Source organism: Variovorax sp. GW821-FHT09B01 (assembly GCF_059418345.1).
The window spans coordinates 92,812-108,131 of the sequence record NZ_JBWKPQ010000016.1; the positions used below are offsets into that span (position 1 = coordinate 92,812).

Annotated in this window: 16 protein-coding genes; 11 read left to right on the forward strand and 5 right to left on the reverse strand. The window is 69.5% G+C overall.

Features of this window, described 5'->3' with window-relative positions:
- Positions 1–86: 86 nt before the first annotated feature.
- Positions 87–1,055, reverse strand: a complete 969-nt coding sequence (locus tag AC07RV_RS32105) for a tripartite tricarboxylate transporter substrate binding protein (protein WP_093344466.1) — start codon at positions 1,053–1,055, stop codon at positions 87–89.
- 193 nt (positions 1,056–1,248) lie between these two features.
- Here AC07RV_RS32105 and AC07RV_RS32110 point away from each other — a divergent pair, with 193 nt between their 5' ends.
- Both AC07RV_RS32110 and AC07RV_RS32115 read left to right on the forward strand, forming a co-directional pair.
- Positions 1,249–1,683 (forward strand): hypothetical protein, encoded by a 435-nt coding sequence (locus AC07RV_RS32110; RefSeq protein WP_296785124.1) that lies wholly within the window; start codon positions 1,249–1,251, stop codon positions 1,681–1,683.
- Positions 1,684–1,787: 104 nt separating this feature from the next.
- Complete coding sequence (locus AC07RV_RS32115; protein WP_296785123.1) at positions 1,788–2,234, forward strand: SRPBCC family protein; 447 nt, start codon at positions 1,788–1,790, stop codon at positions 2,232–2,234.
- Between the two features lie 11 nt (positions 2,235–2,245).
- Here the strand turns inward: AC07RV_RS32115 and AC07RV_RS32120 are convergent, their stop codons facing one another.
- On the reverse strand, positions 2,246–3,151 hold the full coding sequence (locus tag AC07RV_RS32120; protein WP_296785121.1) for a LysR family transcriptional regulator: 906 nt from the start codon (positions 3,149–3,151) through the stop codon (positions 2,246–2,248).
- Between the two features lie 108 nt (positions 3,152–3,259).
- Between AC07RV_RS32120 and AC07RV_RS32125 the strand changes: the two genes are divergently transcribed.
- The 4 genes from AC07RV_RS32125 to AC07RV_RS32140 all read left to right on the forward strand — a co-directional run bounded on the left by AC07RV_RS32125 (position 3,260) and on the right by AC07RV_RS32140 (position 6,007).
- Positions 3,260–4,168, forward strand: coding sequence for a ferritin family protein (locus AC07RV_RS32125; RefSeq protein ID WP_296785119.1), 909 nt, complete (start codon positions 3,260–3,262; stop codon positions 4,166–4,168).
- On the forward strand, positions 4,168–4,569 hold the full coding sequence (locus AC07RV_RS32130) for a RidA family protein (protein ID WP_296785117.1): 402 nt from the start codon (positions 4,168–4,170) through the stop codon (positions 4,567–4,569). The genes AC07RV_RS32125 and AC07RV_RS32130 overlap by 1 nt, the downstream gene beginning before the upstream one ends.
- A complete protein-coding gene (locus AC07RV_RS32135) occupies positions 4,559–5,479 on the forward strand; it encodes an alpha/beta hydrolase (RefSeq protein ID WP_296785115.1) in 921 nt (306 codons plus the stop codon). The genes AC07RV_RS32130 and AC07RV_RS32135 overlap by 11 nt, the downstream gene beginning before the upstream one ends.
- Before the next feature lie 111 nt (positions 5,480–5,590).
- Positions 5,591–6,007, forward strand: a complete 417-nt coding sequence (locus tag AC07RV_RS32140; RefSeq protein WP_057593094.1) for a PaaI family thioesterase — start codon at positions 5,591–5,593, stop codon at positions 6,005–6,007.
- A gap of 22 nt (positions 6,008–6,029) precedes the next feature.
- Here the strand turns inward: AC07RV_RS32140 and AC07RV_RS32145 are convergent, their stop codons facing one another.
- Together AC07RV_RS32145 and AC07RV_RS32150 are read right to left on the reverse strand one after the other, a co-directional pair.
- Positions 6,030–6,446 (reverse strand): hypothetical protein, encoded by a 417-nt coding sequence (locus tag AC07RV_RS32145; protein WP_296785113.1) that lies wholly within the window; start codon positions 6,444–6,446, stop codon positions 6,030–6,032.
- A gap of 76 nt (positions 6,447–6,522) precedes the next feature.
- Positions 6,523–8,745, reverse strand: a complete 2,223-nt coding sequence (locus AC07RV_RS32150; protein WP_296785268.1) for a M1 family metallopeptidase — start codon at positions 8,743–8,745, stop codon at positions 6,523–6,525.
- Between the two features lie 902 nt (positions 8,746–9,647).
- On the opposite strand from AC07RV_RS32150, the gene AC07RV_RS32155 reads away from it, so the two are divergent.
- Entirely contained in the window at positions 9,648–10,481 is an 834-nt protein-coding gene (locus AC07RV_RS32155) for a hypothetical protein (protein ID WP_296785111.1), read from the forward strand.
- Between the two features lie 85 nt (positions 10,482–10,566).
- On the forward strand, positions 10,567–11,100 hold the full coding sequence (locus AC07RV_RS32160; RefSeq protein ID WP_296785110.1) for a 3'-5' exonuclease: 534 nt from the start codon (positions 10,567–10,569) through the stop codon (positions 11,098–11,100).
- Between the two features lie 74 nt (positions 11,101–11,174).
- On the opposite strand, the gene AC07RV_RS32165 is transcribed toward AC07RV_RS32160, so the two are convergent.
- Entirely contained in the window at positions 11,175–12,068 is an 894-nt protein-coding gene (locus AC07RV_RS32165; protein WP_296785108.1) for an alpha/beta fold hydrolase, read from the reverse strand.
- A gap of 196 nt (positions 12,069–12,264) precedes the next feature.
- Here AC07RV_RS32165 and AC07RV_RS32170 point away from each other — a divergent pair, with 196 nt between their 5' ends.
- Genes AC07RV_RS32170 through AC07RV_RS32180 form a run of 3 tightly spaced genes read left to right on the forward strand, consistent with a single transcriptional unit; the run spans position 12,265 to position 15,309 of the window.
- A complete protein-coding gene (locus AC07RV_RS32170; protein WP_093344488.1) occupies positions 12,265–12,951 on the forward strand; it encodes a response regulator in 687 nt (228 codons plus the stop codon).
- Positions 12,948–14,435 (forward strand): sensor histidine kinase, encoded by a 1,488-nt coding sequence (locus AC07RV_RS32175; RefSeq protein ID WP_256222610.1) that lies wholly within the window; start codon positions 12,948–12,950, stop codon positions 14,433–14,435. The genes AC07RV_RS32170 and AC07RV_RS32175 overlap by 4 nt, the downstream gene beginning before the upstream one ends.
- Before the next feature lie 49 nt (positions 14,436–14,484).
- Positions 14,485–15,309: a substrate-binding domain-containing protein gene (locus tag AC07RV_RS32180; RefSeq protein WP_296785104.1), complete on the forward strand. Its 825-nt coding sequence runs from the start codon at positions 14,485–14,487 to the stop codon at positions 15,307–15,309.
- Positions 15,310–15,320: the final 11 nt, after the last annotated feature.

Below are 15,320 nucleotides of genomic sequence, written 5' to 3' on the forward strand. Positions count from 1 at the left end.
GGAACCTTGGCGGCAGTGAATGCGGCCGGATTCTCGCCGGTATCGGCCGTTTCGGTGCGCCGGCCGGCGCGCTCGTCAGGCAGCGGTCAGGGCGCGAGACCCGCGGTCTTCACGACCGCCGCGTACTTGCCGGCTTCCTCGGCGACATAGGCGGTGAACTGCGCGGCATTGCGCGGATCGGGCTCGGCGCCGATGTCGCGCAGCCGCTGCGCCAGCGCCGGGTCTTCGAGCACCTTGGCCATGGCGGCCGAGAGCTGCTGGCGCACCGGCGGCGGCAGCTTCGCGGGCGCGAACACGCCGAACCAGGCGCTGACCTCGAAACCCGGCAGCCCGCTCTCGGCCACCGTGGGCACCTCGGGCAGCAGCGGGCTGCGCCGGCTGCCGGTCACGGCCAGCGGCTTGAGCTTGTGGGTCGCGATGTTGGGCAGCGAGGTGGTCTGCAGGTCGAACATCAGCGGCACGTGGCCCGCGAGCACGTCGGCCAGCGCCGGCGCGCTGCCGCGGTAGGGCACGTGCAGCAGCTTGAGCTTCGCGGCCGAGGCGAGCATCTCGCCGGCCAGGTGGTTCGAGGTGCCGGGGCCGGCCGATGCGTAGCTGATCGATCCCGGCGCCTGCCGGGCCGCCGCGAGCAGTTCGGCCACGCTGCCGTAGGGCGCGCCCGGATGGGCCACCAGCACGAACGGGATCGATGCCAGCGCGCTGACCGGCACGAAGTCCTTCACCGGGTCGTAGCCGACCTTGGACATCGCCGGGTTGATGGCCTGAGAGCTCACCGTGCCGAGCAGCAGCGTGTAGCCGTCGGGCTTCGCTTCCGCGACGAAGCGCGCGCCGATCGCCGTGCCGGCGCCGCCCTTGTTCTCGATCACCACCGGCTGCCCGAGCTGCGCCGCCAGCTTCTGCCCCACCGTGCGCGCCAGGATGTCGGCCGAGCCGCCGGCCGGATAGGGCACGACCAGCGTCACCGGGCGATCGGGAAAGCCCTGGGCCAGGGCCGGCGCGGCGATGCCGGCGGCAAGGAGCAGCAGGCCCGCGAGCAGCGTGCGAGGGAGATTCATCGGGGGGACTCCATGTTGGGAACCGCATGGTGCGAACGGGGGCGGCGGTCTGTCCAATACGTTCACTGGCCGGCGTTCATATATGAAATGAATCACCGGTGGCTATAGCCATCACGCCGGCGAAAGCCCGGGACCCGCCGCCGGGCCCGCGGTCACGGTCCTGCGGTAATCTGCCGGCAGGAGGGCCCTGCATTTGGACCAGGCACAGACCGCATATTTTCTCGACCGTTACGCCAGGATGAGCGACGAAGAACTCTCGTATCTGCTCGTCACCCGCGGCGACAGTCTCTCGGAAGAGGCCAGCCATGCGTTGCACACGGTGCTGGGCGGCCGGGACCCGACGCTGCTTCGCCAGGAAGTGCAGGCCACCACCGCCGACCTCCATGCGCAGATCGAGCGCGCCGAGCACGAGGCGCGCAAGCAGCAGAAGGCGGCCCGGCTCCAGCACAACGGGATTCGCATCGTCTGCGCCGTGCTGCTGATCGTCGGGCTGATCGCGTGGATGTCCGGCCACGCCAACGAGGGCATCGGCTTCGCCATCGGCGGCATCGCCCTCTTCCTGCTCATCGAGATCCGCCGCCTCGTCTGGCGTTTCATCGCCGCGCTCTTCGATCCGAACGCGCGCTGAGCCGTCGCGAAAAATATTTGTCGCCCCATGTCGATGTGCCGCAGGCTCATCCGTCGTGTCAATGGAGGGTCGTCCTCCGCACCACTTCACCAGGAGAACACACCATGGCTACCCACACCGTCCGTCTGCACCGCGTGCTGCGCGCCCCGCCCGAGCGCCTCTACCGCGCCTTCACCGAACCCGGCGCCTTCGAACGCTGGCTGCCGCCCTTCGGCTTCACCGGCAAAGTCCACCAGATGGAGCCGGTGGTCGGCGGCAGCTGGCGCATGTCCTTCACCAACTTCAGCTCGGGCCACGGCCATTCGTTCGGCGGCAAGTACCTCGAGCTGGTGCCGGGCCAGCGCGTGGCCTACGACGCGACTTTCGACGACCCCAACCTGCCGGGCACGATGAAGACCACCGTCACGCTGACCGCCGTGTCCTGCGGCACCGACGTGGCGATCGTGCAGGAGGGCATTCCCGAGATGATTCCGGTCGAGATGTGCTATCTGGGCTGGCAGGAGTCGCTGGTGGCGCTGGCGCAGCTGGTGGAGCCCGACATTCCGGGTTGAGGCGAACGGGCTCAGCGCTCCGCCCCCTCCACCGCCTTCTTCGCCACCGCCAGGAACGACTGCACCACCGGGTTGTCGTTGCCGCTCGCATGCGCGAACACCAGGCTGTAGGTCGGCGGCGGCCGCGAGCCGGCGATCTCGAGGAAGGCGACGTCGGCCATCGCGAGCACGCGCATCGCGGCCGGCACCAGCGCGATGCCCAGGCCGCCCGCGACCAGCGTGAGGATCGACTGCATCTGCGCGGCCTCCTGCACCACCTTCGGCAGAAAGCCGGCCGCCTGGCAGGCGCCGAGCAGCGCGGCGACGAAGCCGGCGCCTTCCGCGGCCGGGAACGAGATGAAGGATTCGGCCGCCAGCGCCGCGATCTTCACCGAGCGCTGCGCCGCCAGCGGATGGCTGCGCGGCACGGCGATCACGAACTTCTGCGCCTGCAGGTCCACCAGCACCAGCCCGCGCGATTCGTAGACCGGGCCCACCACCAGCGCGAGCTCGACCTCGCCCTTGCGCAGGTCCTCGAGCTGGCGCGCGGTCGTTTCGGCCGTGAGCCGCAGCTGCACGGTCGGGTAGTCGTGCTGGAAGCGCTTGAAGATCGCGGGCAGCACGTCGAGCGCGGCGCTCGGCACGAACGAGAGCCGCAGCGAGCCCTCGAGCCCCTGCGCCGCGCGGCGCGCGCGCTCGCCGGCCGCCTGGGCCTGCTGCAGCAGGCGCTGCGCGTCCTTGTGGAAGACCTGGCCCGCGGGCGTGAGCCGCACGTGGTGCCGGCTGCGGTCGAACAGCACCGCGCCGAGCTGCTCCTCGAGATTGCGCATCGCCACGCTCAGCGGCGGCTGCGACATGTGGAGCCGGATCGCGGCGCGGCCGAAGTTCAGTTCCTCGGCCAGCACCACGAACTGGCGCAGTTGTCTGAATTCGAACATGGGCGTGGAGATAGCTGCGGCGAATGACGAGCCACTTTAAACAGTATTGGATGTATGAGCGCGGCCTTCCTAGCATGGCCTTTCCCCCACCCACGACGGACACCGCCCATGCAAGCCTCGCTGCTCGAAGAGATCCCTTCCGTGCCGAACCCCTATCCCGTGGTCTCGAAGGTCGAATACCCCGAGGTCTGGCGCCTGTGCACCCAGGCGCGCGAACTGGCCTGGGACCCGGTGGCCGACATCGACTACAGCGACCTGCGCGAGGCCGAGCTGCCGCCCGAGGTGCGCCAGGCCGGCGCCGAATGGTGGAGCCTGCGCGCCTGGATGGAGCATGGCGCCACGCCCTATGGCGCCGAGCGGCTGCGCGAGGCGATCTTTGGCCACCAGCCCTTCGAGATCAAGCAGCACATCACGAACTTCATCGCCGAGGAGTTCCGCCACCACGAGGCCAGCTTCCGCATCGCCGAGCACCTCGCGGCCTACGAGCCCACGCCGCGGGCCGACTACTTCCGCGACATCATTCCGCGCTTCCACGACGAGAAGGACGAGAAGGCGATGAGCTTCTTCGCAGGCCTCTCGGTCAACACGCTGTTCGAGCAGCTCTCGGGCGAACTGCTGCAGGCGCGCTACGAGAACGCGCGCTTCGGCTCGATCCGCGAGGCCTGCCGGCTGATCCTGCGCGACGAGGCGCGCCACATCCAGTTCGGCCGCATCATCATGCGGCGCTTCTTCAGCGAGCTGCCGGCCGACGAGAAGCGCACCATCGGCGAGAAGGTCGCGAAGAAGCTGCGCGGCAGCCTGCTCAACGGCGTCTACGCGGTGGTCAACCTGCCCGAGGACGAACGCCGGCGCTCGGGTCGCAACCGCGCGCTGGCGGCCGACCACGGCCTGGGCGCCACCCATCCCGACGAGGAGATGGGCATCATCAAGCGCGGGGTCGACAAGATCCGCGAGGACATCGGCACCTATGGCGTCGAGATCCCGTTCATTCCCGAACTCGACGGCGCGGCGCATTGATGACGCACACCGCCGCCACCCGCCTCGCACCCGCGGACGTCGCGCCGCCGGTGGGCGCCTACAGCCACGGCATCGTCACCCAGGGCCCCGGCCGCTGGCTGCACATCGCGGGCCAGATCGGCACCGCGGCCGACGGCACGCTGCCCGAGAGCTTCGAGGCGCAGGCCAGGCAGGCCTGGACCAACCTCGTGGCCGTGCTGCGCGCGGCCGGCATGGGCGTGTCGCACCTGGTCAAGGTCACGACCTTCCTGACCGACGCCGCCGACGTGCCGCGGCTCGGCCCGGTGCGCGCCGGCTTCCTCGGCGAGGCGCGCCCGGCCTCGACCTTGCTCGTGGTGCAGGCGCTCGCGCAGCCGGCCTGGCGCATCGAGGTCGAGGCCTCGGCCTTCCGTGCCGACTGAAGACGGCATGCGCCCCGACGGCCGCTCCGAAGCCATCGACCGGATGCTGCGCGAGACCGGCCCGGCCTGGCAGGCCGACATCCGCGCGGCCGGCGACCGCGTGAAGGCCGCCTACCTGCCGCTGCTGCTGGCCGCGCCCGCGGACGGCTGCGAGGTCGTCCACGACCTGCCCTACGGCACGCATCCGCGGCAGGTGCTCGACGTCTACCGGCCGCGCGGCGCACGGGCCGCGCCGGTGATCGTGTTCGTGCATGGCGGCGCCTTCGTGCGCGGCGGCAAGGACATCAATGCCGCGATGTACGGCAACGTGCTGCGCTGGTTCGCGCGCCGGGGCTGCGTGGGCATCAACGTCGAATACCGGCTCGCGCCCGAGGCCATGCATCCGCAGGGCGCGTTCGACGTGGCCGCGGCCTGCGACTGGGTCGCGCGCCATGCGGCCGAGCACGGCGGCGATCCCCATGCGATCTGCCTGATCGGGCATTCGGCCGGCGGCACGCATGCGGCCAGCTACGCCTGCGATCCCTCGCTCGACTTCATGGGCCGGCACCTGCGCGCGCTGGTGCTGGTGTCGGCGCGGCTGCGCGCCGACGCGCGGCCCGAGAACCCGAACGCGGCCGGCGTGCGCGCCTATTTCGGCGACGACACCGCGGCCTACGAGGGCCGGTCGCCGATGGGGCATGCCCACCGGCTGGCGCTGCCCACCTTCGTCGTGCATGCCGAGTACGAGAACCCGCTGCTCGACGTCTACGCGACGGAGTTCGCCTGGCGCATGGCCAAGGCCCAGGGCAGCGCGCCACGCCACCTGAGCGTGCCCGGGCACAACCACGTCTCGGTCATGGCCCACTTCGACAGCGGCGAGCAATGGCTGGGCGAAGAGATCCTGGCCTTCCTCGCATCGGCACGCGGCTGACTATCTCTTTCGTGGAATCGATCGCGGCGCGCCGGTGCGGTACGCTGCCGGCCTTCGCCGCGCCGGCGCGCGGCGCCCCTCCACCGCATCGACCACGGAAAGACCTCAGCCATGACCGCGTTCACCCTCGAAGAAGCCAGGGACGTCCTCGCCACCGCCTTGCCGGGCTGCGTGCGCAGCCTCGGCGTCAGCGTCGAATCGCTGGGCGAAGGCAAGGCCACGCTGCGCATGCCGGCCGGCGAGCAGGCCACGCGCGAGGGCAACATCTTCGGCGGCCAGGCGCTCTCGGTGCTGGCCGACAGCGCGATGTGCTTCGCGATCTGGACCGACGGCCGCGGGCGCCGCCCGATCGCCACGGTCGACCTGCACATGACCTTCATGCGCGCGGGCGGCGGCGAGGACGTGCTCGCGCATGCCGAGCTGGTGCGCTCGGGCCGCTCGCTGGCCTTCGCGCGCGTGACCATGGACCTGGCCTCCACCGGCCAGACGCTCGCGACCGCGGTTGCGACATTCGCGCTGCCGGCCTGAGCCGGCTCGCGCATGGCGGCGCTCAGAGCTTGTAGGCCTCGACCGGTCCGTGCGAATAGAACAGGAAGTAGCCGGTCGAGGTCCGGAAGCCGTTCTTCTCCCAGCCCGGCGGCACCTTGAACAGCGCGAGCTGCTCGCTCTTCATGCCGACGAAGGCCGTCTGCGCGGTGTCGGTGGTGATGCGTTGCCAGTCGTCGCGCGTGGCCGGCGCGAGCTGCAGCTTCGGCTCGCTCCATTCGGGCGTGCGCACCTTGTCGCGCAGCACGTAGCGCCCGTCCTTGCGCTCGATCTTGATCAGTTCCTTGAGCGCCCCGCCCTGCTTCACGGCATAGACGCCGACCAGCTCGGCCTCGGGGCCGCCGCGCGCGCCGCAGGCGGCCAGCAGCAGCGCGCAGGCGATGCACGCGAGCGCGCGCAGTCCGTTCTTCAGTGTGTTCATCGTCATTCTCCGGTGATGGGTTGCAAGGCCCGCCGGGCGCGCTCCCTCGCGGTCGGCACCCGGCGGGCTCGGGCCGTCAGCGCTGGAGGTTCTCGCGCAACTTCAGGCTGCCCTGGAAGCGCAGCGCATGCGGGTACTCCTCCTTGGCGCCCGCATCCACCGCCGCCATCTTCTGCTGGCTCTCCTGCGTCTTGGCCAGCAGCGCGGTCGGCAGGTTCAGCACGCCCTTGATCTGGTCGTACTGCGCCTGCGTGATGCGGCCCACGCCGAGCAGCCGGAAGGCATCGCGCTCGATGTTCAGCAGCAGCGGCTTGTTGTCGGCGAAGTTCTGCGCCTGCGCGAGCAGCGCGCTCCACGAAGCGGCGCTGTAGTTGCTCACGTAGTAGTCCTGGCCGGTCGGCCCGGCCAGCACCGCGGTGCAGCCCGGCAGCTCGAGGTTGGTGCGGTTGTTGTCCATCACGAAGGTCTTGCGCTGCGCCATCGCGTCGCCATAGGCCAGCGTGACCGGCACGGTCCAGGTCGAGGCCGGGTACTGGTTCTGGTTCGGGAACGACTCCTGCGTGATCGACACGTAGGTGCGGTCGCCCGCGCACTGCGCATCGACCGTGAGCAGCGGCACGCCGGTCTGGCGGATCAGGCTGTCGCCGATGGCGCTGACCTTCTTGTCGGTCGCCTTCTCGAGCGAACTCCACAGCCGCGAGGGCGTGACGTTGCCATAGGCATAGTCCTTCAGGTAGATCTGCAGGCCCTTCTGCATCGCCTCCTCGCCGATGTAGTTCTGGATCGTCTCGAGCACGTGGCTGCCCTTGTTGTAGACGAAGATCGACGGGCTGATGAAGCCGAACGAACCCGCGTCGTTGAGGTTGCGCTGCACCGGCACCGCCGTGTTCTTGAGGTCGGCCACGATCACGCTGTGCTTGTCGAGCACGTAGTCCGAGAAGCTGTAGTACTCGGGGTGGAACTTGATCGTGGTGCGTCGTTCGAACCAGCGCGCGAACGACTCGTTGAGCCACACGTTGTCCCACCAGTCGAGCGTGACCAGGTCGCCGAACCACTGGTGCGCGACCTCGTGCGTGACCACCGTCACCGAATAGAGCGTGGGCGTGTCGCCGGGCTTGGTCAGCACCGAGTCGGCGAACTCGAAGATCGAGCCCCAGTTCTCCATGCCGCCGAAGCCGGTGTTGGGCTTGTTGTCGTAGCTGTCGTTGGCGGCCACGGTGTCGAACTTGTCGAAGGGCAGCGGGATGCCGGTGTATTTGTAGTAGTAGTCCATCGCGACCTTGGTCCACTCCATCGCGAAGGTGGCCCAGGTCGAGCGGCCCGGCGGCGTGAACCAGCGCAGCGGCATGGTCTTGCCGTCGAGCGGGCTCTTGAAGCTGTCCTCGAGGATGTCGAATTTGCCGCCGCCGAAGAAGGTCAGGTACATGGGCATCGAGGGCGTCTTCTCGAACGACACCAGCTGGTAGCCGTCGGGCAGTCGGGTCTGCGATTTCTGCGCGCCGTTCGACACCGTCTTCCAGTCGCCCGGCACCTCGGCCGAGATCTCGAAGGTGTGGCGGAACGCGGGCTCGTCCCAGCCCGGGAACCACTGGCGCGCGAAGTTGGTCTCGCCCTGGGTCACGATGGCATCGCTGCTCACGCCCTCGGGCGTGGAGAGTCCGACCTTGAACACGCCGGTGGCGGCCGAGCACAGCGGGTTCTTGATCATCTCGGCCGGCGGGCAGTACTCGGCGTCGGAGAACTGGATCTTGCCGTCCCACTCCATGTGCAGCAGGTACTTGCCCTTGGCGATCTGGCCGTCGTTGAGCCGCAGCTGCACGAAGTCGCCGCGCGTCTGCGGCGTGGGGATCAGCGCGATCGCCTCGCCCGGGCTCGAGAGCTTGCGCAGCGTGGTGCGGCCGTTGGCGAACTTGAGGTCGTGCGCGGCCACCACGATCGCATCGACCGGCTTCAGCACCTCGATCTCGACGTCGCCACGGCCCGTGAAGGTCTTGAGTGCCGCATCGGGCCGGAACCACAGCTTGTAGTTCTTCGGCCAGACCGTGTCGGGCAGCTCCATCGGCTGGGCCGAACGATCGATGTTGTTGCTCGCGGCCGAGTCGGGCGCGGCCTGGGGATTGCCATCGTCGGGCGCGTCGGCATTGCCGTTCTGCGCCACCACGTTGCCGGTGTCGGGCGCGGCGCCGGTGCCACCGAACGATGGCGTGCCGCCACCGCCGCCACCGCAAGCCACGAGCGCGGCAAGGGTCACTGCACCGATGGCAAAGTACGGGACTGCGGGCTTGAGAAATTTCTTCATGATCGCCTCTTGTAGGGACATGCGCCGTCCTGCACCTGCCGGCGTGTGGCCGGCTCCTGCATGGAACGCGCGCGGGTTAAGGGGGTGAAAGGCTCGCGCAGCGGCAAGACGCCGCCCTCCCGTCGAACCGATCGTTCGACAGGCAGGCAGTGCCAGCCATGAGCAGCGGTTTCAGTGGACGCGGCAAGCGCGTGCCGCGTGCGACCGCACCGGCGATCGATGCGGCGGACCGAGGATCCGCGGCATCAGCCGCACCAGCGGACTGGGCGCGCGGAAAAAGAGGCTGTGCATACCCGACGATGCGCGGGGCAGCGAGAGGACGAATCGCACCAGGATCCGGGGCGTTCGATTCAGCGCAGGGCGCGCGTGCGATGCACGCGACGGGCGATGGCCGAGGCCGCGATCGGCATGGACCCATCGGCCGCCTTGCGTCTTCCCGCACCGGCCACGAGGCGATCGGCAGCGAGGACGCAACGGCGGGAGTGTGTGCGCTTGGTGTTCGATATCTTCACGCGTTCTCCCTCCATCGAGTGCGCACAGTTCTAACTGCCGCTCCCCCCGTGCGTCAACGAAGCGCGGAACTTTTCCCTCTCAAATTGTTCGCGCGTCATACGACGAATGGAGTCAAGACCGCGCGATGCTTCGTGGGGTACGAAGATGGACCCCACAACGCGGCGATGCGATGCGAGTGCATCGATGCGCGCAGCCAACACTTGCGATGCAGAATCGTTGCTGCAGCACAGTTGCATCAATGGCGAGACATGCGTTCTTTGGTTCGCGCATGGGCGCGGCGTGGCTTGCGATGCAGCCTTTCGACAGCGCGGATCGGTGCAGCAGAATTCGCGCGATCCGCGGACCTGGATGAGTCGAGGACCGCATACCGAACGGGAAGCACGATTCAGATGTTGCATTGGCTCAGGAAGGTGCTCGGCCAGCCCGCCGACGCCTCTTCGGAAACCGTCGCCGCCGCATGGCAGCGCGCCTACGCGCGTCAGCCAGGCGGAATGGCCGTGCTTCTCGCGCCCGAGCACGGCCGCGTCGAACATCTCGCCAAGAGCGCGCTGCCAGCGCTGGGCGTGGAGCTCGATCTCGAACTGGCGCTGATGCTCAAGTACGTCGCCAAGGAACCGCAAACCTGCGAGGCACTGCTGGACCGTGCGCTGCAGATCGCGCAGCGCGTGCGCATCGATGGCCTGTGCGATGCGAGGCCGCAGCCGGCCAGTTGCCATTTGCAGCTCGAACGCGCGGAGACCTATGTGCGCTGGCTGAAGACCGGCCACCTCGAGAAGGACCGGCTGCTGCTGGCCTGCGAGCTGGCCCTGCGAAGCGTGCGGGAGAACTCGAGCGACGCGTATTTCGCCGAAGGCTACGCGCTGGACGCGGCGCGCATCGCGCTGGTGGGCGAGGAGCCGGAACTGGCGCTGTCGGCGCTGCGCAGCCGCAAGCGCTGGCACCACGCCGCGGCGATCGGGATGCACGACGTGCTGGCCAACGTCGCGCGCCTGCAAGGCAACAAGGAACTCGAAGACCCACGGGTTGCGCGCGATGAATTCAGCGCACTCTTCGATCTCTATCGCCATCCCCACCCCGACAAGGCATTGACCGAACTCAGTGGCTCCAAGCCGGTGATCCGCTTCGAACTCGCGGTGCTGATGGCGAGGTTGCGGCTTGGCCGCGATGCGCTGGTCGATCCGGGCCGGGCCTGTGAACTGGTGGTTGCTCTCGACCTGCCATGAAGGACGCCGCACATTCGATGCGGCAGAATTCATCCGACCCGCAGGCCCGATACGCCTGAGAAAACAAGAAGTCCCGAGGAGCCGTGTGACCTACATCATTGTCGACTTCGAGGCCACCTGCTCGGACCGGAACGAGGTGCCCCGCGAGGAAATGGAGATCATCGAGATCGGTGCAGTGGCCCTGTGGCAGAACGGGCCCGATCTGCGCGGCGAGTTCCAGTCGTTCGTCAAGCCCACACGACACCCGGTCCTCACCGACTTTTGCAGACGACTGACGAGCATCACGCAAAAGAAGGTGGAAGCCGCGGATCCATTCCCCGCGGTTCTCGAACGATTCGCTGCCTGGATCCAGTCCTTCGACTCGCCCGTGTTCTGCAGCTGGGGCGACTACGACCGATACCAGCTGCAACAGGATTGCGCGTACCACGACGTGCCCTACCCCTTCGGCGAAGAACACATCAACATCAAGACACGCTTTGCCGGCAGCCTCAACTTGCGAAAGGCCTGCGGACTCGAGCAGGCGCTGCGGCGCGTCGGTCTGCCTTTCGAGGGTACGCCGCACCGAGGCATCGACGACGCCCGGAACATGGCAAATCTGTCGGGGTATCTCTTCTTCTGAGGCGGATGGGATTGCGCCGTTGATCGGCGGTGATGGCCAGGCAGGGTCGCGACGGCGCCGCGCCCTTCCTCGACCTACAGCACGTACCCCCGCCCCCGAAAGTGATCGAGCAGTATCTGCCCCACCCGCTGCGCCTGATCGAACTCGATCGCATGCCCCGCATCGGGCACCACCATCAGCTCCACGCGCGGCGCATTGATGCGCAGCCTTCGGCTCGCGATGTCGATGGCATGCAGCGCATCGTCCTCGCCGAGCAGCACGCGGGTGCCGGCCGGCAGCAGCCGCATCTCGGCATCGCTGAGGCCGGCGGCGCGCGGCAGTCCGGCGCCCTGGCTGCGCCAGCGCACGAGCAGGTCCTCGAGCGCCCATTCGGGCAACGGGCAGGCGCGCGGCGACGAACTCAGTGCATGCAGGCGGCGCAGGTTGCCGTCGCTGGGAAACAGCCGCGCCAGCAGCGCGCAGGCGGCGGGGACGACGCGCCGCGGGCCGATGCGCGGCGGTGCGAGCAGCGCGAGCTTCGAGACACGGCGCAGCGAGCGCCGCATGTAGGCGGCGGCGAGCCAGGCACCGAAGGAGACGCCGCACAGCCCCACCTTGGGCCGGCCGACGCCGATCAGCACGTCCTCGAGCCAGTCGCAGTAGTCGTCCTCGCTGGCCGGTCGGCGGCCCTCGCTGCGGCCAGCATCGCCCACGATGTCGACCGCGTACACGCGCAGCGCGCCCGCGAGCACGCCGGCCATGTGGACCCAGGTGGTGGCATTGCCGCCCTCGCCATGCAGCAGCAGCACCGGCACGCCATAGGCCGGGCCGTACACCAGCAGATGGGCGCGGCCGCGCCGCGTGTCGACATGGCGCGACTCCACCGGCACCGGCCAGTGCGCGAGCACGCGGTCGTACGACTGCGAGAGCGCCGCATGGGCCTGGGGCGAGCGGAAATGCGGCAGGAAGGAAGTGGCGTCGAGGGACATCGTCGGGAGGCGAAGGAAGACGGGGGAATGCCATGCCGGCACGGGCCGGCCGGTGAGCAACGCGCGAGCCTGCGGCATCGTGGGCGGCGCAGATGAAGATCGGCTGAAGATTCGGCGACTTGCAGCGCCTTGCACCTTTCGGGCCCGATCGAGAAGTATTAGGAATTCCTTCAGCTTCGCCGGTTAGATTGCATTCATGAAGATCCTTCTGGTGGAAGACGATTTCGACCTCGCGACCGGCATCCGGGTGGCGCTGCAGACGCAGGGCATGGAGGTGGTGTGGGTGCGCCGCATCGAGGATGCGCAGCGCATCCTCGATGGCGAGGGCTGCGACCTGCTGCTGCTCGACCTGGGCCTGCCCGACGGCGACGGCCTGGGCCTGCTGCAGCACGTGCGGCGCGCCGAATCGCGGCTGCCGGTGCTGATCCTCAGCGCGCGCGATGCGCTCGACGACCGCCTGCTCGGGCTCGACAACGGCGCCGACGACTACCTGGTGAAACCTTTCGTTCTCGCCGAGATGCTGTCGCGCGTGCGCGCGCTCGCGCGCCGCAGCTACGGCAGCGACGGCGTGACCTTCGAGGTGCGCGGCCTGTGGCTGCACGAGCCCACGCAGCGCGTGCAGGTCAACGGCCAGCCGGTCGACCTGTCGCGCAGCGAATTCAAGCTGCTGAGCCTGCTGATCAAGCGCACCGACCGCGTGATCACGCGGCGCATGCTCGAGCAGCAGGTGCTGCCGGCCTGGCAGACCCATGGCAGCAACGTGCTCGAGGTCCACATCTCGAACCTGCGCCGCAAGATCGGCGACGGCTACATCCGCACCGTGCGCGGCATCGGCTACGTGATCGACCAGGCCGCGCTGAAGCTGCCGGGAACGCCGTCTTGACGGCCACTGCGGCGGCCTCCGACGCCCCGCGCGGCTGGCGTCGGCTGCTGCGGCCCACGCTGGTGCGCCGGCTGATGCTGGCGCAGGTGGCGATGCTCACGCTGCTGTGGAGCATCGCGGTGGGCCTGGTGCTCGGCACCTCGCTGACCGAGGACATGGGCATGGTCGACACCTCGCACCGCAGCGTGCTGTCGGTGGCGCACAACCTGGCCGACCGGCCCGCGGCGCTGGCCGAGAGCCTCCAGCGCATGGACATCGCGCTGCGCGAGACCATGGGCAGCGACAACGATCCCTCGCTCTCGCCGAGCCTGCTGGTGTGGCAGCACGGCCGGCTGGTCTACCACTCGGACGGCGTGCCGGCCGACATCGCCAACAGCCGCCTCGGCGTGCCCGAGGACGTGACCGCGCAGGGCAAGCAGTGGCGCACGCGTTCGCTGGAGAGCGAGGACGGCGCCACCCGGGTCGCGCTGGTGCTGCCGGCCGGCCCGCAGATGTGGCTGACCTTCCATTCGCGCGGCTACTACATCCTGCCGCTGGTCATCAGCGTGCCCTTCCTGCTGCTGCCGGCCTGGCTGTCGATCCGGCTCGCGCTGCGGCCCTGGCGCAAGGTGGCGCGCGAGATCGCGTCGCGCGACGTGCGCGAGCTCGCGCCGCTGGCCACGCAGACGCGCCACGACGAGCTGCGCCCGCTGGTCGACAACTTCAACGCGCTGATGCAACGGCTGCGCGCGAGCATGGAGCGCGAGCAGAGCTTCATCGCCGATGCCGCGCACGAGCTGCGCACGCCGATCGCGGCGCTGCGCGTGAACGTGGAGGCGCTGCAGGGCCTGCAGGCGCAGCCCGGGACGGTGCCGCCCGCGCGCCAGCACGAGCTGATGGCGCGCATGGTCAGCGCCAGCGCGCGCGCCGAACGGCTGGTGAACCAGCTGCTGCACCTGATGCGCAGCGCGGCCCAGGTTTCGGCGCCGCGCCCCGCGCTGCTGCGCCTCGATGATCTGGTGCAGGAACGGCTGGCCACGCTGTCGGTGCTCGCGCGCACGCGCGGCGTGGAGGTCGAGCTGCTGAGCGACGACCCGGCACCGGTGGCCGGCGATCGCGACAGCCTGGTGTCCATGATCGACAACCTGATCGACAACGCCACCAAGTACGCGCCGCCGGGATCGACCGTGACCGTGGGCATCCGGCGCGATGGCGCGCAGGCCGAGCTGAGCGTGGCCGACCATGGCCCGGGCATTCCGCCCGAGCTGCGCGAGCGCGTGTTCGACCGCTTCTTTCGCGACCCCGACCAGACCCAGACCGGCAGCGGCCTGGGCCTCGCGATCGTGCGCTCGGCCACCGAGGCGCACGGCGGCAGCATCGTGCTCGGAGAAACGCGGCCCGGCCCGGGCCTGCTGGTGACGGTGCGGCTGCCGCTCGCGCGCGAAGGCATCGAGCCGGGCGCCACGGCCTCGGTGAAGACCCGCGCTGCGCTGACGGCGGATTGACAGGCAGGACTCCTACGATGGCGGACGCGACATCGACACAGGAGACACCATGACCATCCAGCGCCCCCGCCTCGCGGCCTTCACGCGCCGCGCCCTGCTCGGCGCGGCCCTCGGGCTCGCGCTCGCGGGCTGTGGCAGCCCCGCGGGCCATGCCCCGGCACCGAAGCCCGAGCTCCACGTGATGACCTCGGGCGGCTTCACCGCCGCCTACAACGAACTGCGCCCCGGCTTCGAGCGCGCCAGCGGCCGCGCGGTAAAGACCGCCTACGGCGCCTCGATGGGCAATGCCGCCGACTCCATCCCGAGCCGCCTCGCGCGCCAGGAGCCGGCCGACGTCGTGATCCTGGCGCGGCCCGCGCTCGATGCACTGGTCGCGCAGGGCCAGGTGCGGGCCGGCAGCCAGGTCGACCTGGTGCGCTCCTCGATCGGCTTCGCGGTGCGCAAGGGCGCGCCCAAACCCGACATCTCGAGCGTCGAGGCGCTCAAGCGCACCCTGCTCGCGGCGCCGTCGATCGCCTATTCGGCCAGCGCCAGCGGCACCTACTACGAGACCGAGCTGCTGAAGAAGCTCGGCCTCGAGGCCCAGGTCAAGCCCAAGAGCCGCCGCATCCTCAGCGAGCGCGTGGGCAGCGTGGTGGCGCGCGGCGACGCCGCGCTCGGGCTGCAGCAGGTCAGCGAGCTGCTGCCGATCGAGGGCATCGACTACCTGGGCCCGCTGCCGGCCGAGGTGCAGCAGGTGACGGTGTTCTCGGCCGGCATCGCCACCGCGTCGACGCAGCCCGAGGCGGCGCGCGAACTGATCCGCTACCTGAACTCGCCGGCGAGCGCGCCGACGATCGCGAAGACGGGGCTGGAGCCGCTGGCCTCGCGTTGAGGCGCGTGCCG